Source organism: Micromonospora sp. CA-263727, assembly GCF_050942455.1.
Lineage (GTDB): Bacteria > Actinomycetota > Actinomycetes > Mycobacteriales > Micromonosporaceae > Micromonospora.
The window spans coordinates 4,093,543-4,114,966 of the sequence record NZ_CP192031.1 but is presented as its reverse complement, the minus strand read 5'-3'; the positions used below and the strand labels follow the sequence as shown (position 1 = coordinate 4,114,966).

The following is a 21,424-nucleotide window of genomic DNA, read 5'->3' as shown; positions in this document are numbered from 1 at the left end:
TGGATGCCGGCCGCGCCCGCCGGGCGCGGCCGGCGAGAGGAAGGACTGGATGAGTACGCAGACGAACCGGGCGCCGCTACAGGTGGCGATCGTGGGCACCGGGAACATCGGAACGGACCTGCTGTTGAAAGTCGAGGCGTCGCCGCTGCTGGACTGCGTGCTGTTCGCCGGGCGCCGCGCCGAGTCGCCCGGCATCGAGCTGGCCCGCAGCCACGGCGTGCCGACGAGCGTGGCCGGGATCGACGCGATCGTCGCCGACGCGTCCCACATCGACCTGGTCTTCGACGCCACGTCGGCCGAGGACGCCATCCGCCACTGGGCGGCCATCGAGCCGACCGGGCTACCGTTCGTCGACCTCACGCCGGCGCATCTCGGGAAGTTCTGCGTGCCGGCGCTCAACCTGGACGAGTGCCTCGACGAGCAGTACCTGAGCATGGTCACCTGCGGCGGGCAGGCGGCGGTGCCGATGGCCCACTGCATCGCCGAGGCGGCGACCGAAATCGACTATCTGGAGATCGTCTCGGCCAGCGCCTCGGCCAGTGTCGGCCCCGCCTCGCGGGCGAACCTGGACGAGTACGTGCACACCACGGAGCAGGCGACCATCGAGTTCTGCGGTGTGCGACGCACCAAGACCGTGTTGGTCATCAACCCCGCGGAGCCGGGCATCGTGATGCGTAACTCCATCGCCGTCTCCACCTCCGAGCGGGTCGACCTGGACGCTCTCCGCGCGTCCGTCGAGACCATGGAGAAGCTGATCAGGTCGTACGTGCCCGGCTACCGGGTCGTCGTGCCGCCGGTGGCCACCGGCGACCGGATCACGATCATGGTGGAGGTCGAGGGCCGGGGTGACTGGTTCCCCCGGTACGCCGGCAACCTCGACATCATCACCTGCGCGGGCATGGCGGTCGCCGAGGCGCGGGCAGAGCGGGGGCGGTCATGAACGGCACGCTGCGGCGCGGACTCAGCATCTGCGACACGACCCTGCGCGACGGCAACCACGCGGTCGCCCACCAACTCGGCCGCAACGACATCAGGGCGTACGCGCGGGCCGCCGAGGCGGCCGGAGTGGACGTCGTCGAGGTCGGCCACGGCAACGGACTCGGCGCATCGTCCATCCAGGTCGGCGTGGCCGCGCTCAGCGACGCGGAGATGCTGCGGACCGCCAAGGCCGAGCTGCGTACGGCCCGGCTCGGCGCCCTGTCCATCCCCGGTTTCGCCAGCGTCGAGCGTGACCTGAAGCCGGCGTTGGACTGCGGTGTGGACGAGGTCCGGGTCGGCGCGCACTGCACCGAGGCGGACGTCACCCGCCAGCAGATCACGATGCTGCGGGCGATGGGCGTGGCGGTCAAGGGAATGCTGCTGATGAGCCACATGGCCAGCGCGGCGAAGCTCGTGGAACAGGCGCGGCTCATGCAGAGCTACGGCGCCGAGGCGGTCATCCTGATGGACTCCGCCGGGGCGTACACCCCGGACAGCGTCCGCGAGAAGGTGGGCGAGCTGGTCGAACGCCTGGACATCGAGATCGGCTTCCACGCGCACAACAACCTCGGCATGTCGGTGGTCAACAGCATGACCGCGGTGCAGGCCGGTGCGAGCATCGTCGACGTCACCGCGCGCGGCTTCGGCGCCGGGGCGGGCAACGCGCCGATCGAACTCGTCGCGGCGAACCTGCACGTGGAGCAGGTGGAGACCGGGATACAGCTCTTCGAGGCCCTGGACGCGGCGGACGTGGCGCAGGAGCACTTCGTCAAGCACGTGCCCACCAACGACAGCGTCACCATCGCCAGCGGGATCGCCGGCGTCTTCTCCGGGTTCGCCGCCCCGGTGCGGCGCGCCGGGGCCCGCTTCAACGTCGACCCCCGGCAGATCCTGCTGGAGCTGGGCAAGCGGCGGGTGGTGGCGGGCCAGGAGGACACCATCATCGAGGTCGCCATGGCGCTGGCCGCCGAGCGGCAGGCACTGAGCCAGAACTGAAACGGCCGCCCGCCGGGTCGCCGACTCCAAGATCTGAGAGACCGCGTCAAGCGGTACGGGAGGAACCATGGAAGACCAGTCCTCGCTCGCCACCGCGGCCGACCTGGCCGCGGTGGCCGCGCTTCTACAGATCGGCGCGGAACTCGGAGTGGACCAGCTGCTGGACTCGGGCGTCACCTTCAGCGCCGCGGATCTGGCCAAGCTGGCCGACCTCCCGCCCGACGGCGTCACCGACTACCTCGCGGCGTTGGTCGCCGCGGGGCTGGTGGTCGACACCGAGATCCCGAACCGGTACCAGGCGGCGCGGGATTACCCGGACCAGCGGTACGCGGCCGGATACGTGTCCTGGTCGATGACCGCCAACGGCCCGTTCCTCGGCAATGCCCGGGAGTTCCTGACCGACCCGGAGACGGCCTACCGGACGCACCACCGGGACGGGCGGCGGGTCGCGCTCAGCTCCCGATGGATCGGCGAGCGGGCGTTCTACCCGGCGATCATCGACCGGGTCGTCTCGTCGGGCGCCCGGCGCGTCACGGACCTCGGCGCCGGCGCCGGAGGGCTGCTCATCAAGCTGCTGCGGCAGGATCCGGCCCGGACCGGGGTGGCCCTCGACATCAGCGGTCGCGCCTGCGATGCGGCGCGGGAGGCCGCCGTCGCCGCCGGGGTTCAGGACCGGCTCCGGGTCGTCGAGCGTCCGGTCGAGTCGCTGGTCGACGATCCCGGCCCGGTGCAGGGCGCGGACGCCATCCTGGCCTGTTTCGTCATGCACGACGTGATGGCCGATCGGTCGGTGGCCCGGTCCGTGCTGAGCACCTGCCGTGCCGCGCTCGAACCGGACGGGTTCCTGGCGGTCGCCGACGCGGTCTCCTACGCGCCCGGACCCGAGCGGCGGTTCAGCGCGCTCTTCACCTACCTGCACGCCACCTTCATGCGGGTGCACCTGCCCACCGAGCGGGAGTGGCGGGACACGTTCGAGGCGGCGGGCTTCTCGAAGACGGAGTGCGTGCCGCTCGGCGTGCCCGGTGGCCGTCTCTTCGTGGCGGTCAAGTAGTGCGCACCACGACGGCCCTGCACCGCGACCTCGCGCTCGAACTCTGGCACGCCGGGCGGACCCGCCGGCCGGTGCCGCCGGTGTCCAAGCGGCACCCGGACCTCGATCTCGCGGACGCGTACGCCGTCCAGAGCGAGCTGCGTGGTCTGGACCTGGCCTCCGGCGCGGTCCTCGCCGGGCTCAAGATCGGCGCGACGAGCGAGGCGATCCAGTCGATGTTCGGCATCGACCATCCCGACTTCGGCTACCTGACCGACCGGATGGTCCTCGCCGACGGCGCCGAACTCGACCTGGGCCGCTTCATCTCACCGAAGATCGAGGGCGAGATCGCCTTCCGGTTCGCGCAGGACCTGGCCGGGCCGACGGTGACGGCGCGCGACGTGCTGGACGCCACCGCGGAGGTGCTGCCGGCCCTGGAGGTGCTCGACAGCCGGATCCAGGACTGGCAGATCGGTCTCGTGGACACCGTCGCGGACAACGCCTCCTCGGCGTTGGCCGTGGTCGGCGCCGGCGTGGCACCCGACGCGACGGACCTGGCGGCCGAGCGTATGCAGCTGCGCGCCGGCCAGGCCGTGCGGGCGGGCGCCGGCTCGGCCGTCATGGGCCATCCGGCCGAGTCGGTGGCGTGTCTGGTACGGATCCTGGCCGGCTTCGGCACCGGGATCAGGGCGGGTCAGCTCGTGCTCTCCGGTTCCCTGGCAGCGGCCGTCGACCTGCTCCCCGGCGAGACCGTCCAGGCGTCCTTCGACGCCCTGGGCAGCGTGTCCCTGACGACCCGCGGGTCGACCTGATCCGGCTGCTCCACCCTGTCTGCCCGTCGCCCAGGCGCCCACAACGGCGCCTGGGCGAATCGGCGTGCCGGCCGCCCGGCCGCCCGCGGACCGTCCTGCCGGGCACGGGCGTGGACGCGGCGCATGCCACATGGTCCCCGCGCCCGGCGCGGGGACCATGTGGCGGTGCCCGGGGTCAGCGGGCGGCGGTGTCGAAGGCGACCAGGCGCAGTTCGGAGGTGTAGCGGTTACCCCGGTCGTCGACGAGCCAGGTCTGCTCCGGGGTGGGCAGCATCTCCGCGACCGTCATCCGGGCCTCGGCGTCATGGGTCGCCAGGCGGCGGGCCGCCTTGGTGAACAGGTTCACGTAGACCGGGCTGTCGAAGTCGACGAAGAGCGGGCGCGGCTCGGCCGGCGAGGTGACGAAGACGAACCGGGGCAACCCATGGGCGGCCCGGAACCCGCGGGTCCGCACGAACCGCCGGGCCTCGTTCTTCTCCGCCGCGAACGCCAGGTCACCGGCGTCGAACCGCCACGTCTCCCGGGCCAGGACGAGCCGGTCGACGGTGACCCGGGGCGTGTGGTCCCGTTCGGGCAGGATGCGCCAGCGGTCCATCACCAGCGTGGTCAGCACGTGCGCGAAGACGTCGAACAGGTCGAACTCGGCCCCGTCGGGCAGCACCGCGACCAGCTGGTCGCCCCGGGACCGGACCTGGACGTCGGCGCTGTTGCTGCTACCCGGCCGCCCCGGTCGCGTGGTCAGCTCGGTGAGCGCGACCACCTGGTCCTCCGGCCGGACCAGGCTGTACCGGATCCGCGTCGACAGCCGGGCCCGATTCTCCTTGGCCGTGGCCGGCATCAGGCGGGGGAGTGGATGGTCGCGGTCGGTCAGCGCGAACAGCTCCTCCGGGCACGGATGCTGGTTCAGGTAGAGCGAGGCGCCCAGGGTGTTGATGGCGACGTGCAACTCACCGAGCACGATCTCGAACTCGCCCCGGCCGATCGCCTCGACGTCGTCCGCGGCGATCATCACGTCCGGGCTGAGGTAGCGGGCCGTCGGCCAGCCACCCCCCTCGGCCGGGAATGCCTCGTGCAGCGGCCCGGACACCTCCGACAGCGACCGGTGCACCCGGCGGGCGTCCTCGGGAAGATGCAGCACGCTGTCCCAGCGTGCCCAGTACTCCCGCTGCAACTCGGCGGCGTCGGCGACGGCGTCGGAGTGCAGGATCGACATGCAGGTGAACCAGAACGAGGCGAGGTCGACCGGACCGGTCGAGTCGTAGACCCGCCGGACCCGCTCGCGGACCCGGTCGGCCACCGCCGAGGTGAGCCAGGTCGCGCTGGTGAGCATGAGGTCGAGCGGGGCCAGCGCGGCGACGACCTCGTCGCCCAGGCGTACGCTCGCCGAGCGGCGACTGTCCGAGTAGGCCAGCCGGCGGCCGGGCGTGGTGGTGTCGCTCTTGTCCCGCGCGCTCGCGTCGGCGAGTTCCGTGAAATCGCCCTCCAGCGCGGAGAGCGCCGTCAACAGCTCGTCCGGCCCGCTCGCCGCCCGTACCCGCGCCCGGCCCCGCTCCAGGCGGTCAAGCTGGTCGAGGCCCCGTTGCCGGGCCACGGGATCCCCGACGCGGTCCAGCCAGGCCCGCAGGTGTCGTTCCGGATAGGCGTCGGCGGGCAGGTCGAGCCGCCACACGACCAGCCGGCGACGGACCAGCTCGTCGATCGCGTCACCGGCGTCGTCGCCCACCTGCCGGCCGATCTCCACGGCCGGACGGGTGCCGTCGCAGAGCGCGAGCACGCGAGCCAGCCGCGGGTCCAGGGTGACGGCCGGCCGGCCGGGCAGCGCGGCGGTGTCCCCGTCCACCCGTACGAACGGCACCCGCTGCGGCGCCACCCAGGGACGCAGGTCCGGTTCGGCGCCCAGGCGGCGGGCGAGGGCGTCCAGCGCCCAGCTCGCGAAGTAGACGGTGGACTCCTCGACCAGGCCGGTGCCGGCGGTGACGAGGGCACCGGTCACGGCCGGGTCGCACCGGCCCCAGCCGACCGGACCGAAGAACCCGATCGTGTCGTTCTTGACGGTGAACCGCTGCCAGTAGTGCGCCACCAGGTCCGCCCGCTGCCGCACCTGGCTGGTCCGGTTCGCGGTCGACGTCCAGTTGAGAAAGGGACGCACGGCGCGGCCGAGCAGCGCCGGGTTCTGCCAGGCGACCGCCATCTGGTACTCGGGCGAGACCGCCACCTCCTGAAGCGTCAGGAACGCCTTGACCGCCGCCGCCTGGTACGCCTCCTCGAAGGCCCGCCACTGCGCGGTGGCCGGCGGTAGGCGGGTGTCGAGCCGGTCGGCCGCGAGCGTCAGCTCCCCGGCGGCCAGGCGCAGCACGCCGTCGGCCGGGAAGCCGGGCGCCCGCAGGGCGAACTGGTCCCACAGCCGCCACCGCCCGCCCAGCCGGATCTCGGGGTTCGTGGCGCCCATCTCAGCCGACCCGATCGGTCTCGACCACGCCGGCCAGGTCGGCCGGCGACGGGTAGGAGAAGACCAGCGCCACCGGTACGTCGGCGCCGATCGTGTCCCGCAGCCGGGCGGTCACCTGGAAGGCGGCCAGCGAGTCGCCGCCGGCCTCGAAGAAGTCGCTGTCGGCGTCGAGGCTCGGGTTGAGCAGCGTCTCGCGGTAGATCTCCGTGATCAGGTCCGTGAGGTCGACTGGGGCGACGAGGGTGTCGTCGGTCATGATCGCTCCCTTTCGATGATGGAGGTGCGGCGCCTCATCGGCTCTCGCCGGCGAGAGCGAGGCGGTCGATCTTTCCGGTGCGGGTCGTCGGGAACCGGACCCGCCGGTCGAACCGGCGGGGCATCATGTGCGGCGGCAGCGTCCGGGCCAGGTGGAAGCGCAGGGCCGCGTCGGTCACCGCCGCCAGGTCGCCGGTCAGGTGTGCCACCAGGTACGGGCGGGCCCGCCCGTCCGCCGCGGTCGTGACGGCGGCGCCGGTCACGTCGGGGTGTGACAGCAGGACCCCCTCGATCTCGCCCGGGTCGATCCGGTAACCCCGGATCTTGATCTGGCGGTCCCGGCGACCGCGGAACTCCAGCGTGCCGTCGGGACGGCGACGGGCCAGGTCACCCGTGCGGTAGAGGCGTGTGCCCGGCGGACCGTCCGGATCGGGGACGAAGCGCTCGGCGGTCAGCGCCGGCGCGTCCGCGTAGCCGCGGGCGACACCGGGACCGCCGATGCAGATCTCGCCGTCGGCGCCCGGCGGCACCGGCCTGAGTTCGGCGTCGAGCAGCCGGACCGGCACGGCGTCGATCGGTCGGCCGATGATGTCGGCCGTCTCCGGCTCGCCGGGTACCTCGAACCGGGTCGCCGTCATCGTGATCTCGGTCGGCCCGTACTGGTTGATCATGCGTCCCGGCATGAGCTCGCGGCCACCGGCGGCGAGGAAGGGCCGCACCGCCTCGCCGGTCGTGGCGACCAGACGGAGCCCTGCCAGGTGCGCCGCGGAACCGGGCTGCCCGGCCAGGAAGCTGAGCAGCGTCGGGGTGGCGCTCAGCATGGTGTTGACCCGGTACGCGGCGAGGGCGGCGAAGAGGTCGGCCGGACGCAGCAGCGTGGCGCGCGGCAGCAGGACCAGCGTGCCGCCGGCGACCAGCGGCGCGAAGGTGTCCCGGATGGCCGCGTCGAAGCCGAGCGGGGCCAGTTGCAGGGCGACGGTGTCCGGCCCGAGGCCGTAGTCGCGGGCGATGAAACGCAGGTACGGGTGCAGCCACCGATGCTCGATCAGGACCGCGTTCGGGGTGCCGGTGGAGCCGGACGTGTGACCGACGTACGCGAGCGACCGGGGTGCCACCGCCGCGGGCAGCTCCACCACCGGCCCCTCGGTGTCGCGGGTGCCGCCGTCGATCCGGTCGCCGTCGAGCAGCACGGTCTCGGGCAGGTCGAGACCGGCCATCCGGCCGGCCAGCGCGGGGCTGGTCACCACCGCGTGCGCGCCCCGGACGAACGTCGCGATCCGGCCGTCGGGCTGGTCCACATCCACCGCGAGGAACGCCGCCCCGGCGCGGACGATCGCCGCGATCGCCACGACCGGGTCGGCACCGCGTTCGAGTGCCACGACGCAGACCCGTTCGGGGCCGATCCCGCGGTGCGCCAGCACCCGGGCCAGCCGGTTGATCCGCTGCCCCAGCTGCCGGTAGGTGAGGTGGCCGTCGGGGGTGACCACCGCGGTCCGGTCGTTGTCCGGGAGGTGCTGGACGAAGGTCGTGATCATTTCAGCTCCCGGATGAGGTCTGGTCCACGACGACCAACCGCAGCTCGGCGCAGTAGCGGGCGCCCTGCTCGTCGGTCAGCCACGTCTGGTGCGGCGCCGGCAGCATCTCGGTGACCGTCACCGCGCCCGCCGGGTCGCGGCGGTGCAGCCGGCGAACCGCCTTGGCCAGGATGTTCACGTACACCGGGCTGTCGAAGTCGACGTAGAACGGCCGGGGTTCGGTGGGCAGGACGACGAAGGCGAACCGGGGCACGTCGTGCGAGTCACGCCAGCGACGGGCCAGCACGAAACGTCGCGGCTCGGACTTCTCGGCGGCGAACGCCAGGTCGCCCACCGGGAACCGCCATGACTCGCGGCTGACCACCATCCGGTCGATGACGACCCGGGGAGCGTGGTCACCGGCCGGTCGCAACGAGAAGCGGTTCATCACCTGGTTGGTCAGGGCGTGCCCGAACACGTCCAGCAGGTCGAAGACGGCGCCGTCGGGCAGCACCGCGACCAGCTCGCCGTCGCGCTCGTCCACCCGGACGTCGGCTCCCATCAGGGTGCGTGGCCGGTGCGGGTCGGCGGTGTGGTCGACCGGTCCGACGAGGTAGTCCGCCGGGCGGATGAGCGCGTGACGGTTGCGCGTCGACCAGCGGAGCAGCACCGACTCCTTCGGCAACATCGGCATCAGCCGTGGGCCGGGGTAGTCGATGTCGGTCTCGGCGAACAGCTCGGCGGCGTCGGGATGTTGCAGGACGAACAGCGACTGGGTCAGCGTGTTCGTGCCGACGTGCATCTCGCCGAGGACGACGTCGACGTCGCCGCGCCGCGCGGCGGCCACGTCGGCGGCGAGGAGCAGCACGTCGGGGCTCATGTACCGGGCCAGGCTCCAGCCCCGGCCCGGCTCGTCGAAGACGTCCCGCACCCGGGCGGCGAGTTCGGCGCTGCTGCGATGCACCCGACGGGCACCGGCCGGCGCGGCGATGATCTCCGACCAGAGCTGCCGCAGTCGCTGACTGATCCGCTCGGCGTCCTCGGGCGCGCCGTGGTACGGGTTCGGCATGCACCGCATCCACAGCTCCGACAGGTGCACGGTCGAGTTGTCGGCCCGCAACTGCTCGTACGCCGCACGGATGCGGGCCAGGGCCACGTCGGCGAACTGGTGGACCAGCCAGCGGGCGGCGGTCAGGCACAGCGACAGCGGAGCCAGGGAGTCCACCACGGCGGGTCCGACCCGCACCGTGGCCTCGCGTAACGAGTCGGAGTAGGCCAGCGCGCGGCACGGCGCGGACTTCGCGCCCTTGTCGCGCTGCGCCGCCGACCGGGTCAGCTCGATGAACGAGGCTTCCATCGCGGCCAGCGCCGGCACCAGCGCCTCCGGGTCGCGTACCACCGGTCGCAACCCTTCCCGCGCTCGCTCCAGGACCCGGAGCTTCTCCAGCGCGGCCTCGCGGATCTCCGGGTCGCCGATGGCCTCCAGGCGGCGGCGCAGCTCACGGTCGGGATGGGCACTCGCCGGCACCTCGATCCGCCAGACGACGAGGCGCCGTCGGAGCAGCTCACCCAGGACGGTCAGCACCGCCGGCGGCGACTCGCCCACCGCCGTCGCGATCGTCTCGGGCGTACGAACGCCGTCGCAGAGCGCCAGGACCCGGCGGCCGAGCGCGTCGATCGGAGCCGGTGGGCGGCCCGGCATGGTGACCGTGTCGCCGGTGACCCGGACGAAGGCCACCCGTCGTGGGGGCAGCCAGCGCCGGACGGCGGGATCGGCCTCGATGCTGCGGGCCAGGGCGTCAATTGCCCAGCTGGAGAAGTAGACCTCGGAGCGGGCGATGAGCCGGTCGCCGGACGCCACCTCGACGCCGGGGACACCCGGGTCGAACCGGCCCCAGCCCACCGGCCCGAAGAAGCCGATGGTGTCGTTCTTCACGCAGAAGCGCTGCCAGTAGTGCGCGACGAGTTCCTCGCGCTGGCGGGGCATGCTGGTCCGCCCGGCGGCCGACGGCTGCCAGGCCAGGAACGGTGCGATGCCGGATCGCAGCACGGCCCGGTTCTGCCAGGCCACCGCTGCCTGGAAGGAGGGCTGGGCGGCGATCTGTTGCAGCGTCCCCGCCGTCCGGACGGCCGCGTCCCCGAAGGAGTCGACGAACGCGTCCCAGTCGGGGCCGGACATGGCGGCACCGGCGGTGCCCTCGCCGAACTTGTCGGCGGCCTCGCCGAGGCCCGGCGGTGCGAGGCGTAGCACGCCCTCGGCGGGAAACCCGGGGCCCCGCAGGGCGAACTGCCGCCAGACGCGCCAGCCGCCGGCCAGCGTGGGATCAGGCATGGGTCAGGGCCCTTTCGGGAGTCGGGACCGTGGGGTTGCGCTCCAGCCGAACCAGGGCGAACAGCGCGTTCGTGGCGGCGACCGTGGCGATGGTCGCGACCAGCGCCAGGCTCGCCCAGATCCCGGCCCGCTCGATGAGTACGCCGGTGAGCAACAGCCCCAGCGGGCCGGCGATGTTGCTGATCGTGATGACGGTCTGCAACACGCTGGGCAGCAACTGCTCCGGCACCCGACGGCTGATGATCGCGGCGAACGGCGCGTTGGAGACCGTGACCGCGGCGGAGGAGATGGCCACGGCCACGATCAGCACCGTCGGCGGGGTCGGCAGCAGCAGCAACCAGAGCGGGGCCGCGACCAGGACCATGGCGACGCGGGCGAGTGGCGCCGGTGCGATCCGGGTGGCGACCAGGTAGGTCAGCAGTGACCCGGCCAGGGCGCCGGCCCCGGAACCGGCGACCAGCAGGCCACCGGTGCGGGCGTCCTGACCAAAGCGCAGGAAGGCGAGCACCGGAAGCGTGACCGCCAGCGAACGCAGGGCGAAACCGAACAGCACCGTGGAGATCACCGCCTGGCCGAGGAAGGTGTCCCGGCGTAGGAACCGCAGACCGCTGAGCGGCCCGCGCTGGTCGGCCGGCGCCGTGGCGCTGGCGGCCGAGCGGGGCACCAGGAGCAGCAGCACCAGGAACGACACCAGATACGACGCCGCGTCCAGCCAGAGCACCGTGGTGGGACCCACCATCACGATGAGCGCGCCGGCGGCGGCCGGACCGCCGACGGCCGCCACGTTGTAGATCCCGTCGAGCGCACCGTAGGCGCGGGTCAGCGCACGCGGGTCGTCGCCACCGATCAGGGTCACCGTCAGCACCCGCTGCGCCGCGGCGTACGGCACCCCGCAGAGCCCGATCAGCATGACCAGGCCGAGCAGCACCCACAGCTCCAGCAGGCCGGCCGAGTGCAGCAGCGGGACCAGCGCCACCAGCGGTGCCCGGGTGAGGTCGCCGAGCAGCATGGTCCGCCGGGCGCCCAGGTGCTGAAGCACGCTGCCGCCGACGAAGCCGAGCACGGCCATCGGCAGCACCTGCACGGCGAAGACCAGGCCGGTCCGGGTCGCCGAGCCGGTGCTCTCGAGCACCAGCCACGGCAGGGCCAGCATCGTCATCTGGGTGCCGAACGCCGAGACGGCCCCGGCGGCGTAGACGCCCACCCGGGCGTGGCGTCCGGCCGTCACCATGGCTCGGCCGGCAGGCGACCGGCGCACCACTCCAGCACCGCCCGTCCGCTGTGGTACTTGTTCTCGGCCTGCTCGAAGGCGATGCTCGCGGGGCCGTCGAGAACCTCGGCGGTGACCTCCTCGCCACGGTGGGCCGGCAGGTCGTGCATGAACACGGCGCCCGGACACCGGTCCATCAGCGCCTGGTCGAGCCGGAACGGCGCGAACCGGTCCCGCCAGTCGGCGGTGGGCTTCGTCGAGCCGGTGGTCTGCCAGCGGGTGGTGTAGACGACGTCGACCTGCGGCAGGTCCCGCAGATCGTGGCGCTGGTCGAGGTGGGCGCCGCTGGCCTTGGCGTGCCGCTCTGCCCGGTCGATGAAGGACTGCGCCACCCCGTAGCCCGGGGGCGTCCGCAGGTGCAACTCGGTGCCGGCGAACCGGGTGAGCCCCAGGCTCAGCGCGGCGGCGGTGTTGTTGCCCTCGCCGACGTAGAGCACCCGCAGGCCCTCCACCCGCCCGAAGCGCCGGCTCATCGTGGTGAGGTCGGCGAGCGCCTGGGTCGGATGCTCGGCCGCGCTCATCGCGTTGATGACGCCCATCCGGTCCGAGCGGGCGAACTCGCGTACCTCCTCTCCGGCGGCGCTGCGGACGACCAGCAGGTCCACCATGCGGGAGAGCACCGCCGCGGTGTCCTCGACGGTCTCACCGGTGTTCAGTTGCAGGTCGTCCGGCCCGTACGTGATCAGCCGCGCGCCGAGGCGGAGCGCCCCCGCGGAGAAGGCGGTCCGGGTTCGCGTGGAGGTGTTGCGGAACAGCACCGCCACGATGTCGTCGCGTAGCGCCTCGGAGCGACCGCCCGAGGCATGCCACACGCCGCGTCGCACGATCCGGTGCAGGTCCGAGTCATCCAGGTCGTCGAGGGAGATGAGGTGGCGGCGATCAGCCATGGCGATTCCTTAGCTCAGGACACCCGGCCGGTCGACCATCACCAGCGCGTCGCGCAGGACGCCGAGGCCACGGTCGAGCAGGGTGAGGTCGATGGTCAGCGGGGGCAGAATCTTGATCACCTCGTCGTGGCGGCCGCACAGTTCCACCACCACGCCGTGCTCGAAGGCGTAGCGCTGCACCCGCTCGGCGCGTTCGCCGCCGCCGGCCGCGCCGAGGTCGATGCCGAGGACCATGCCCCGCCCCCGCACGGCGATGCCGGGATGTTCGGCGGCGAGGTCCCGGCCGAACTGGCCGAGCCGGTCCGCGGCGGCGACCAGCCCGAGCTGGAACTCCTCCTGCCGCCACAGATCGCAGGCGGCGGTGGCGGCGACGAACGCCAACTGGTTGCCACGGAACGTCCCGGTGTGCTCGCCGGGCTGCCACACGTCGAGGTCGGGGTGGAACAGCACCAGCGACATCGGCAGGCCATAACCGCCGATCGCCTTCGACACGGTGACCATGTCGGGCACGATGCCGGCGTGTTCGAAGCAGAAGAACCGTCCGGTGCGCCCGCAGCCGGCCTGGATCTCGTCGACGATGAGCAGGATGCCGTACCGTTCGGTGACCGCCCGTAGCCGCCGCATCCACTCGGCCGAGGCCGGGTAGACGCCGCCCTCCATCTGTAGCGGCTCGACGATGACCGCGGCCGGCACGTCGACACCGGAGGAGGGGTCGGAGAGCAGCCGTTCCATCAGCGATATCGAGTCGAACGGCCCCTGCGGGCCGTCTTCGTAGGGCAGGAAGGTGACGTCCTGTCCGCTGACCCCGCCGGCCCGCCGCGCCCTCCGGCTGCCGGTGACGCCGAGCGAGCCACGGGACATGCCATGGTAGGCGCCGGTGAACGCGAACAGGCCGGTCCGGCCGGTCACCTTGCGGGCCAGCTTCAGCGCCGCCTCCACCGCGTCGGTGCCGGTCGGGCCGCAGAACTGGGCCTTGTAGCGGAGTCCCCGCGGGCGCAGCACGGTCTCGGTGAACGTGGTCAGCAGCTCCCGCTTCGCCGACGTGTACATGTCCAGGCCGTGCACCAGACCGTCCTCGGCGAGGTAGTCGGTCAACCGGCGCTTGATGAAGTCGTTGTTGTGGCCGAAGTTCAGGGTGCCGGCGCCACAGAAGAAGTCGATGAACACCTGGCCGTCGGCCGCGTACAACTCGGCGCCCTTGGCCCGGTGGAACACCGCCGGGAACTTCCGGCAGTAGCTGCGGACGTTGGACTCCAACTCTTCGAAGACCGAGAAGTCGTCGGTCAGCGGTTCGGCCGAAGCCAGTGTGGTCGTCATCGATCTCCGCATTCTCGAAAAGGGCGACTGTGGTTCGGGTGTTTTCGTCAGCCTCGCCTGCTGCTCCGGTGCGAGGCAGAGAAGCGCCGGTAGGTGTGGATGCCGGTTCTTCCCGGTGCCGGCTCAGAGCAGCCCGGCGCGCAGCGCGTACGCGACCGCGTGGGCCCGGTTGCGGAGCCGGAACCGGTGCGTGATGTCGTGCACGATGCTGGTCACCGTCCGCGACGAGTAGCACAGCTCCCGGGCGATCTCGTCGGTCTCTCGGCCCTCGGCGACCATGCCGAGCACCGCCCGTTCCCGCTCGCTCAGGCCGCCGCCCGGTGGGTCCGGTCGGCCCGGGCCGTCCATCTCCAGCAGCCGGTCGAGCATCTCGGGTGGCACGGTGCAGTCGCCGCTCGCGGCGGCCAGAACGGCGCGGGTGAGCCGAGCGGCGCTGGCGTCGCGGCGCCAGAGCAGCCCGCGCGCCCCCGAGGCGATCGTCTGCAACGCCTGGGCCGGTGCCATGTCGGTGGCCAGCACGACGATCTCCGGACGGTGACTGCTGGCGCGCGTCGTCCGGACGAGGTTGAGGACCAGGTCGTCGACCTTGTCTCCGATGATCACTGTGACCGACGCCGGTTCGTCGCGGGTGACCACACCGAGGTCGGGGGTGCCGTTCAACGCGGTGGTCGTACCGGACTCCAGCACGGGATCCAGTGCGATCACGTTGACCGTGACCGGGTCGCCCATGGCCAAGCTCCTTCCGTCGACCGGACAGTTCAGATGAGCCCCGTACGGATTCCCTGGGCGACCGCCTGCGCCCGGTTGTTGACCTGTAGCCGGGCCATCAGGTCGTAGATGACGTTCTTCACCGTGTGCTCGGAGCACGACAGGACGCGGGCGATCGCGGCGTTGCCGTGCCCGTCGGCGATCAGGTTGAGCACCTCGGACTGGCGGATGGTGAGCTTCTCGATCGGCCGGACCGGTGCCGCCGAGCGGTTGAGCAACCCGACCAGCACCTGGTACGGCAGCCGCCCGTCACCGTGCCGCGCCGAGCGCAGGGCGGCGCGCAGGTGGTTCGGCGTCACCTCGGCGGAGAGGAGCATGACGCGGACCCCGCCCTGCAACGCGCGTCGCACCCCGGACGGGGAGAATTCGTCCGCCACGACCAGCAGGGGATAGTCCCCGTGCCGGTACGAAGCGGGGCAGGTGTCGACCGCCTCCTCGACGCTGCGCCCGACGGCCACGACGACCGTCGGCGGCGACTTCTCCGGCTGCGGCTCAAGCTGGGCGCCGGCCCGCTTCAGGAGGGCGGTCAGGCCGATGCGGGCCCGGGGGCTCCGCGTGGTCAGGCAGGCCCGCAACCGTTCGTCGCCGGCCGGCCGCGGGAGGGGTATCCGTGATGCCACGTGACCACCTTCGGCGCTGCCGTGCGGGCGATACATGGGGTCGGGATACCCGGATTCCGCCCGACCCGCCCACCGGATGGGCCCGAGCACCGGGGCTCCGGCCCGGCCCGCCCGGCCGCCCCGGCCGATTCCCGCGCCCGGGCCGAGAGAATCTGGGTAGGCCATCCCGATGCGCCGAATCGGCGCGCCTGCGGCAGCCGGACGGGCCGCGGCCGGCCAGTTCGAGAACCCGCACCGCGCGCCGTCGCCGCGGCGGCGAGGGCACCGCCGCCGTCGTTCACGCCGTGGCGGGCTACCCGCCCTGGATCGCCTCGGCGAAGGTTCGTGGTGGGCGGCCGAGAGCGCGCTGCACACCGTCGGAGACGTGCGCGTCCTTGCCCAGGCGGAGTGACTCGGCCACGTTGGCGAGCGCTTCGGCGTGCGTGGCCGGTACGCCCTGCCCCAGGAGTTCGGCGACGTACTTCCGCCTCGACAGTGGCACGTAGCGGATGGTGCGGCCGGTGGCCTCGGAGAGGGCGGCGGCGACTTCGGTCAGCGTCACAGCGGTTGGGCCGGACAGCTCGTAGGTCTGGCCCGTGTGGCCGTCCTCGGTGAGGGCGGCGGCCACCACCGCGGCGACGTCGTCGGCGTCGAGGAAGCTGGCGGCGCCGTCGCCGGCGGGCAGGCGCAGCTCTCCGGCGCGTACGGCGTTGGCGTAGAGGCCTTCGGTGAAGGTCTGCGCGAACCAGCCGGGGCGGCTGATCGTCCATTCCAGCCCGCTGTCGCGTACGGCGGCTTCGCTGTCGAGCGCCGCGTCCCGGATGTCTCCGCTGCCCTGGATGTAGTCGGGATCGTCGAGGCCGCGGCCCGAGGCCAGGACGATGCGCCGCACTCCGTGGCGCACCGCGCTGTCGACGAACCGGCGAACGAGCCGGCTGCCGTTGAGCTGCACCAGGTAGAGCGCGCGTACGCCGTCGAGCGCGGCGTCCCAGGTGCCGGGGTCGGTCCAGTCGAAGAGGTGCTCGCCGGTGCGGGACGCCGCGCGCACCGGTATCCCGCGGGCGCGCAGACGGGCGACGACGCGGCGGCCGGACTTGCCGGTGGCCCCGGTGACGAGGATCGGTTGTGCGTTCATGACCCGAGCCAACCGGGACGGGACGCGGGGATCCATGCTCTGGACGATCCGATCGATGTCACGGCGTCTACACTCCGGGCGGTGGATGCCGTCTCCGAGCTGCTGGCGGATGTGTGGGGCCGCGGCGCGGTGTTCCGGCCGACGGTCCTGCGGCCGCCCTGGGCGCTGCGGATGTCCACCGGCGCCCCGCTGATGCTGGCCACGATGCTGCGAGGCCACGCCTGGGTGCTCGCCGACGGGCGGGATCCGGTGCGCATCGCCGAGGGCGACGTCGCCGTCGTGCGCGGCGACGTGCCGTACGCCGTGGCCGACGCCCCATCGTCGGCCCTGTCGTCGGACCCGACGTGGACGGTCACCGCGGCCGACTTCTGCCCCGGCGGCACCGGGCCGACGCGTTCCTGCGGCAGGCGGGACGACGACGGCCCCGACGACAGCCCCGTGCTGCTCAGCGGGGCGTTCGAAGGCCGGGGCGGGCTCAGCGGCCGTTTGCCGCAGGCCCTGCCCGGCCTCCTGGTCGTGCCCGCCGCCGGCAGCGAGATCCCGTCGACGGACGCGATGGCCGAGGAGGTGACCCGCAACCGGCCGGGGCAGAAGCTGGTGCTGGAACGGTTGCTGGACCTGATCCTGGTTTCGGCGCTACGCGGGTGGTTCGACGACGCCCCGGGCTGGTGCCGCGCCCTGGACGACCCGTGGGCGGGCAGCGCCCTGCGGCTGATGCACGACAGTCCGGCGCGCCCGTGGACGGTGGCCGAGCTGGCCGCGAAGACCGGGATGTCGCGGGCAGCGTTCGCCCGCCGCTTCACGGCGCTGGTCGGCGAACCGCCGATGACCTACCTGACAGGCTGCCGGATTGCCCTCGCCGTCGAGTTGCTGCGCGACACCGACCTGACCGTCGACGCGATCGCCCGGCGGGTCGGCTACTCCGGGGCGTTCGCGTTGAGCGTGGCGTTCAAACGGGTACGCGGCTCGCGGCCCAGCGACCACCGCCGACCGCCCCACCGATCAGGGCGCTGAACCGCCGGAGCGGTCCAGCCCCGCCCGCACGCACTGGAACTAACCCGCGCCGAACGGGCCCCCGGAAGATCTCGCGCTGTCTGCAACGATCCAGCCAACCGCACGACGGAACCGCAGACGACGCCAGCCGCTGGACAGACTCAACCGGACCCAGATGTCTGTCGGACGGCGGCCGGATCGTCGTGCCGCTGCGGATCCGAGGACCGCGCCGTTCGCTGGCGCTGGTCGGTGACGGCGCGGCGACGGTGCGGCGACGGGATCGGGAGATGGCGCGCCACGGACATGTCTCGCGTGGGACGTGAATCCCACCCCGGGCGGCATCGCCGCCTATCTGCGCGCCTCGAAGTCCGATCCTGGCACCGGCGAGCACCAGAGCACCGACGTCGAGATGGTCGACGACGTGGCTGCTGTCGCCGGAGGCTGGGCGGGTGGTCGCCGGGTTGGTCGTGGCCTGGTGGGGCCGACCGGGTCGAGGTCGATGGTGACCGGGGCGTTCGATGACGGTTCGTGCTGGGACGGCGGAGCGGACGTACGGTCGATGTCGGGACGTTTGTCGAGGTGGGCGGGGGCCGACGCTCTGCCGCTGATGGTGGGGCAGGTCGGGCCGATGTTGGCGTGGCGTAGACCGTCCTCGGCGTAGGCGAGGGCGTCGTGGAGGTCGCCGGTGTGGAAGGCGGCGAGGCTTTGGATCGTGCGAGCCCATGCCTGGGTGTCGGGCTGTCGGGCGGCGTGGGCGAGGTCGAACGTCTCGGCGGCGTAGGCGTGTGCGATGTGGTAGACGCGCATGTCTAGGGCGAGGGCGGCGAGGAGGCCGGCCAGGTGGGCGGCGGCGGTGTAGAGACGGGCGCGTTGTGGTGGGTGCTGGTGGGCGGTCATGAGCTGGTCGGCGCTGGCCCGCAGCGGACGAAGCCGGGCGAGGAGGCGGGCGGGTGGGTGTTCGTTGTCCGCGATCGCCTTCTGGATCTCGCCTTCCAGGTGTGCCAGCCGGGCGTCGTCGTCGCCGGTGGAGGTCAGCGCGAGCCGGCGGGCGTTGATGCGGTCCTTGGTCTCCCACAGCATCTCGGCACCGCCGGACGGGGGACTGGTGCGGGCGGCGCGGGCCGGCTGGTGGTGGCGGCGTTGGTGGTGAATATCGGCGATTCGCTCGTATTCGGCGGTCAGTGTTCCCCCGGTGCGCAGCACGGTGTCGCAGCGGGTCCAGAACGGCTGTTCGGGGTGTTGGCGGCCGGTTTCGGTGTTCGCCACGGAACTGCGTCCGTATTGCACGAGCCGGGCCAGTGCGTGCTGGGTGTGGCCGGCGGCCTTGCGTAGGCGGGCGAGGTGACGGCCGAGGGCGCGGCGGGCGGCGGTGATCTCGTCGTGGTCGCCCATCGCTGCCACCCCCGGTCGCTGCGGTCACGATAAGCGGACACCATAGCCGTGCCCTGCGACGTTTTCGGGAGTGCGGAAAGTCCCCCGGCTCGGCTGCCGGCCGTGTCGTGATCGCCCAGGTCGTGAGCCAGTGGGGGAGTGTCACGGCGGTGGCGCTGACCTCGTCGGTGGCGGTCGCGGTGCTGTCGGCATCTGCCGACATTGTCGGCGCACGGCGCTGCGGGCGTGTCGCCCCGGCCGCGTCCTACGGTCCCTGCATGCCCTCCGAACGCCGCCACCTGACCGCCGGCCCGCCTCGTAACCGGACGGCCGTGGGGCCGCTGGTCACCGACCCGGTGCCGGCCAGGTACGGGCACGCGGAGGACGTCGTGGTGGTCTACGACGGTGGCATCCCCACACTGGAAATAGCGGCAGGGGTCGTGCCGCCGCCTGGCGCGTTGAGGGGTTGGGCCTGGTCCGACCCGCCACAGACAGGCCAGCGGCCACGGCCGCTGCCGGCCCGCCGGATCGCTGAGGCGTTGCGGGCCCGCGCTGACGGGTGCGGCTTCTACCTCGAAGACGGCGGCACGGCCACCTGACTGGCGGCCTGACCGCTGCCTGCACAGTTCCCGGCGACACCAGCCGACATCACCGGCGGGGGCACCGGCGCCTCCGCCGTCGCGCACTACCCGCGTTCGTACCGCGTCCTTCTCGTTGTCGGGAGGTATCTCCATGCCCAGAACACGCCACTTCGACGATCAGTCCGCCCCTGCGGGGGCTGCACGGCGGGATTCGGTGTTGCCGGAGCTGCGGGAGTTGTGGTGGGAGACGGGGGTGCGGGCGCGGGCGCAGGCGGGTCTGTTCGCCGTGTTCTCCGAGCTGCCGCGCCTGGTCCGGTCCGCGTTGGTGGTGAGTTGGCGTGCCGATCGGGTCCGTACGTCGGTCGTCGCTGCCACGACGGTCGGTGCGGGGGTGATGTCGGCGTTCGGGCTCCTCGCGGCGCAGCGGGTGCTGGTGGAGTTGTTCGCTGGCGGGCCGACCGCGGACAAGGTGCTCGCCGCGTTGCCCGCGCTGGTCGCTCTGGCGGCGGTGACCGCGCTGCGCGCCGGGATGGCGACGGCGATGGGGTACGCGCAGAACGGCCTCACCCCGAAGGTCGATCGGGAGGTCGAGCGGGGGTTGTTCGAGGTGACCACGGCGGTGCGGTTGGAGGCGTTCGACGCCGACGCGTTCGCCGACGACATGGAACGCGCTTCCCGTGGCGCCGCCTCGACCACCGGCCTGGTGCAGGCGTCGATGAACCTGCTCGCCGGCCTGGCCGGCGTTCTTGCGGTCGCGGTCGCCGTGGTGGTGGTGCATCCGTTGCTGCTGCTGGCGTTGCTGGTGGCGACGGTGCCGAACGGGTGGGCGTCGCTGCGGGCCGGGCACCTGCGTTACCAGACGTATGCCGCCGGATCGGTACGGCGGCGCCGGCTGTGGTTGTTGCACCGGCTGATGGCCGAACGGGATTCCGCCCCGGAGCTGCGCTCCTACGGTCTGCGGGGTTTCCTGCTCGACCAGTACGACCGGGTCATGGGTGTCGAGACCGGCATCCAACTCGCGCTGGCCCGCAGGGTCACCACGACCACCACGGTCGGCGCGATGATCGGCGGGATCGCCACCGCCGTGGTCTACGTGCTGCTCGGCCTGCTGCTCATCGACGGTCAGATTCCGCTCGCCGCCGCCGCGACCTGCGTTATCGCGGTGCAGGCCGCGCAACGGTCCCTGGCGGTGGTCACCTTCCAGATCGACCGCGTCTACACCGAGGGCCAGCACTTCCGCGACTACACCGGATTCATGTCCCGCGCCGCCGACTACCTTCCTGAACCGCGTACCCACGCGGGCCACACCGGGCCGTCGCAGCGGCTGCGGCAGATCACCGTCGAAGGGGTTTGCCTGCGCTACCCCGACCGTGACGCCGCGGCCGTCGACGAGGTGAGCCTGTCTATCGAGGCGGGGCAGACGGTCGCGTTCGTCGGGGAGAACGGTTCCGGCAAGTCGACCCTAGCCACCATGATCGCCACCCTGCGCACGCCGAGCGCCGGCGCCATCCGCTACAACGGCCAGCCCGCCGACGACTGGGGCACCGACGCGTTGCGGGCCCGGATCGCGGTGGTGACGCAGGAGTACCACAAGTGGCCCTTCACCGCCGCCACGAACATCGCCATCGGCGACATCACCACCACACCGGAGCAGGACCGCATCGAGGCCGCCGCCGCCCGCGCGGTCGCCCACGACATGATCCGCGACCTGCCCCGCGGCTACGAGACGCTGCTCGACCGCACCTTCGCCGGTGGGCAGGACCTCTCCGGCGGGCAGTGGCAACGCATCACCGCCGCCCGCGGGTTCCTGCGCGACGCCGACCTGCTCATCATGGACGAACCGTCGTCCGCCCTCGACCCCCGCGCCGAGGACGCCCTGTTTCAGGCGATCCGGGACCGGCAGGGGCACCGGATCACGATCCTGATCAGTCACCGGCTGGCCAACGTCCGCCACGCCGACCGCATCTACGTCCTGCACCACGGTCGCCTTGTCGAGGCCGGCACCCACGATCACCTCATGGCCGCCGGCGGACGGTACGCCGACCTGTTCACCCTCCAGGCCGCCGGCTACGACACCACCCCGGCCAGCACCGCCGCACCGCTGCCCCGGCAGACCGCAACCGCCTGAGAGGCCACA

17 protein-coding genes and 1 pseudogene are annotated in these 21,424 nt (G+C 72.5%); 7 read left to right on the top strand and 11 right to left on the bottom strand.

Features of this window, described 5'->3' with window-relative positions:
• The first annotated feature begins 49 nt into the window (after positions 1-49).
• From ACQPYA_RS18055 to ACQPYA_RS18040, 4 genes are all read left to right on the top strand, one after another.
• Complete coding sequence (locus ACQPYA_RS18055) at positions 50-940, top strand: acetaldehyde dehydrogenase (acetylating) (RefSeq protein WP_433528256.1); 891 nt, start codon at positions 50-52, stop codon at positions 938-940.
• Entirely contained in the window at positions 937-1,974 is a 1,038-nt protein-coding gene (gene dmpG / locus ACQPYA_RS18050) for a 4-hydroxy-2-oxovalerate aldolase (RefSeq protein ID WP_433528255.1), read from the top strand. Before ACQPYA_RS18055 ends, dmpG begins: the two co-directional genes overlap by 4 nt.
• A gap of 67 nt (positions 1,975-2,041) precedes the next feature.
• The gene (locus ACQPYA_RS18045; RefSeq protein ID WP_433528254.1) at positions 2,042-3,025 is read left to right on the top strand and encodes a class I SAM-dependent methyltransferase; all 984 of its coding nucleotides are present in this window, start codon (positions 2,042-2,044) and stop codon (positions 3,023-3,025) included.
• Entirely contained in the window at positions 3,025-3,816 is a 792-nt protein-coding gene (locus ACQPYA_RS18040; RefSeq protein ID WP_433528253.1) for a 2-keto-4-pentenoate hydratase, read from the top strand. The genes ACQPYA_RS18045 and ACQPYA_RS18040 overlap by 1 nt, the downstream gene beginning before the upstream one ends.
• A 175-nt stretch (positions 3,817-3,991) precedes the next feature.
• Here the strand turns inward: ACQPYA_RS18040 and ACQPYA_RS18035 are convergent, their stop codons facing one another.
• The 10 genes from ACQPYA_RS18035 to ACQPYA_RS17990 form a co-directional block, all read right to left on the bottom strand.
• Entirely contained in the window at positions 3,992-6,265 is a 2,274-nt protein-coding gene (locus ACQPYA_RS18035) for a lantibiotic dehydratase (RefSeq protein ID WP_433528252.1), read from the bottom strand.
• 1 nt (position 6,266) lies between these two features.
• Positions 6,267-6,521 (bottom strand): phosphopantetheine-binding protein, encoded by a 255-nt coding sequence (locus ACQPYA_RS18030; protein WP_433528251.1) that lies wholly within the window; start codon positions 6,519-6,521, stop codon positions 6,267-6,269.
• A 34-nt stretch (positions 6,522-6,555) separates the two neighbouring features.
• Entirely contained in the window at positions 6,556-8,052 is a 1,497-nt protein-coding gene (locus ACQPYA_RS18025; protein WP_433533533.1) for an amino acid adenylation domain-containing protein, read from the bottom strand.
• A gap of 4 nt (positions 8,053-8,056) precedes the next feature.
• Positions 8,057-10,366: a lantibiotic dehydratase gene (locus ACQPYA_RS18020; RefSeq protein ID WP_433528250.1), complete on the bottom strand. Its 2,310-nt coding sequence runs from the start codon at positions 10,364-10,366 to the stop codon at positions 8,057-8,059.
• Positions 10,359-11,597, bottom strand: coding sequence for an MFS transporter (locus ACQPYA_RS18015; protein ID WP_433528249.1), 1,239 nt, complete (start codon positions 11,595-11,597; stop codon positions 10,359-10,361). Before ACQPYA_RS18015 ends, ACQPYA_RS18020 begins: the two co-directional genes overlap by 8 nt.
• The gene (locus ACQPYA_RS18010; RefSeq protein ID WP_433528248.1) at positions 11,591-12,523 is read right to left on the bottom strand and encodes an ornithine carbamoyltransferase; all 933 of its coding nucleotides are present in this window, start codon (positions 12,521-12,523) and stop codon (positions 11,591-11,593) included. The genes ACQPYA_RS18015 and ACQPYA_RS18010 overlap by 7 nt, the downstream gene beginning before the upstream one ends.
• 9 nt (positions 12,524-12,532) lie before the next feature.
• Positions 12,533-13,840, bottom strand: coding sequence for a diaminobutyrate--2-oxoglutarate transaminase (ectB, locus tag ACQPYA_RS18005; protein WP_433528247.1), 1,308 nt, complete (start codon positions 13,838-13,840; stop codon positions 12,533-12,535).
• Between the two features lie 123 nt (positions 13,841-13,963).
• A complete protein-coding gene (locus ACQPYA_RS18000) occupies positions 13,964-14,569 on the bottom strand; it encodes a response regulator transcription factor (RefSeq protein WP_433528246.1) in 606 nt (201 codons plus the stop codon).
• 29 nt (positions 14,570-14,598) lie between these two features.
• Positions 14,599-15,228 (bottom strand): response regulator transcription factor, encoded by a 630-nt coding sequence (locus ACQPYA_RS17995; RefSeq protein ID WP_433528245.1) that lies wholly within the window; start codon positions 15,226-15,228, stop codon positions 14,599-14,601.
• 292 nt (positions 15,229-15,520) lie between these two features.
• Positions 15,521-16,342 carry an NAD(P)H-binding protein gene (locus tag ACQPYA_RS17990; protein WP_433528244.1) on the bottom strand — a complete coding sequence of 274 codons (822 nt, stop codon included), beginning with the start codon at positions 16,340-16,342 and terminating at the stop codon, positions 15,521-15,523.
• A gap of 81 nt (positions 16,343-16,423) precedes the next feature.
• Between ACQPYA_RS17990 and ACQPYA_RS17985 the strand changes: the two genes are divergently transcribed.
• Positions 16,424-17,356, top strand: coding sequence for an AraC family transcriptional regulator (locus ACQPYA_RS17985; protein WP_433528243.1), 933 nt, complete (start codon positions 16,424-16,426; stop codon positions 17,354-17,356).
• A gap of 696 nt (positions 17,357-18,052) precedes the next feature.
• Here the strand turns inward: ACQPYA_RS17985 and ACQPYA_RS17980 are convergent.
• Positions 18,053-18,727, bottom strand: a pseudogene (locus tag ACQPYA_RS17980) (helix-turn-helix domain-containing protein); the annotation flags it as partial.
• Positions 18,728-18,984: 257 nt separating this feature from the next.
• On the opposite strand from ACQPYA_RS17980, the gene ACQPYA_RS17975 reads away from it, so the two are divergent.
• The gene (locus tag ACQPYA_RS17975; protein ID WP_433528242.1) at positions 18,985-19,305 is read left to right on the top strand and encodes a hypothetical protein; all 321 of its coding nucleotides are present in this window, start codon (positions 18,985-18,987) and stop codon (positions 19,303-19,305) included.
• A 133-nt stretch (positions 19,306-19,438) separates the two neighbouring features.
• Entirely contained in the window at positions 19,439-21,415 is a 1,977-nt protein-coding gene (locus ACQPYA_RS17970) for an ABC transporter ATP-binding protein (protein WP_433528241.1), read from the top strand.
• The last annotated feature ends 9 nt before the right edge of the window (positions 21,416-21,424 follow it).

What these genes read in the sequence shown, in the direction of transcription:
- dmpG (WP_433528255.1), top strand. Translation starts at nt 937, where the DNA reads ATGAACGGCACGCTGCGGCGCGGACTCAGCATCTGCGACACGACCCTG.
- ectB (WP_433528247.1), bottom strand. Translation starts at nt 13,840, where the DNA reads ATGACGACCACACTGGCTTCGGCCGAACCGCTGACCGACGACTTCTCG.
- ACQPYA_RS18035 (WP_433528252.1), bottom strand. Translation starts at nt 6,265, where the DNA reads ATGGGCGCCACGAACCCCGAGATCCGGCTGGGCGGGCGGTGGCGGCTG.
- ACQPYA_RS18015 (WP_433528249.1), bottom strand. Translation starts at nt 11,597, where the DNA reads ATGGTGACGGCCGGACGCCACGCCCGGGTGGGCGTCTACGCCGCCGGG.
- ACQPYA_RS17990 (WP_433528244.1), bottom strand. Translation starts at nt 16,342, where the DNA reads ATGAACGCACAACCGATCCTCGTCACCGGGGCCACCGGCAAGTCCGGC.
- ACQPYA_RS17975 (WP_433528242.1), top strand. Translation starts at nt 18,985, where the DNA reads ATGCCCTCCGAACGCCGCCACCTGACCGCCGGCCCGCCTCGTAACCGG.
- ACQPYA_RS18000 (WP_433528246.1), bottom strand. Translation starts at nt 14,569, where the DNA reads ATGGGCGACCCGGTCACGGTCAACGTGATCGCACTGGATCCCGTGCTG.
- ACQPYA_RS18030 (WP_433528251.1), bottom strand. Translation starts at nt 6,521, where the DNA reads ATGACCGACGACACCCTCGTCGCCCCAGTCGACCTCACGGACCTGATC.
- ACQPYA_RS18010 (WP_433528248.1), bottom strand. Translation starts at nt 12,523, where the DNA reads ATGGCTGATCGCCGCCACCTCATCTCCCTCGACGACCTGGATGACTCG.
- ACQPYA_RS18055 (WP_433528256.1), top strand. Translation starts at nt 50, where the DNA reads ATGAGTACGCAGACGAACCGGGCGCCGCTACAGGTGGCGATCGTGGGC.
- ACQPYA_RS18020 (WP_433528250.1), bottom strand. Translation starts at nt 10,366, where the DNA reads ATGCCTGATCCCACGCTGGCCGGCGGCTGGCGCGTCTGGCGGCAGTTC.
- ACQPYA_RS18045 (WP_433528254.1), top strand. Translation starts at nt 2,042, where the DNA reads ATGGAAGACCAGTCCTCGCTCGCCACCGCGGCCGACCTGGCCGCGGTG.
- ACQPYA_RS17970 (WP_433528241.1), top strand. Translation starts at nt 19,439, where the DNA reads ATGCCCAGAACACGCCACTTCGACGATCAGTCCGCCCCTGCGGGGGCT.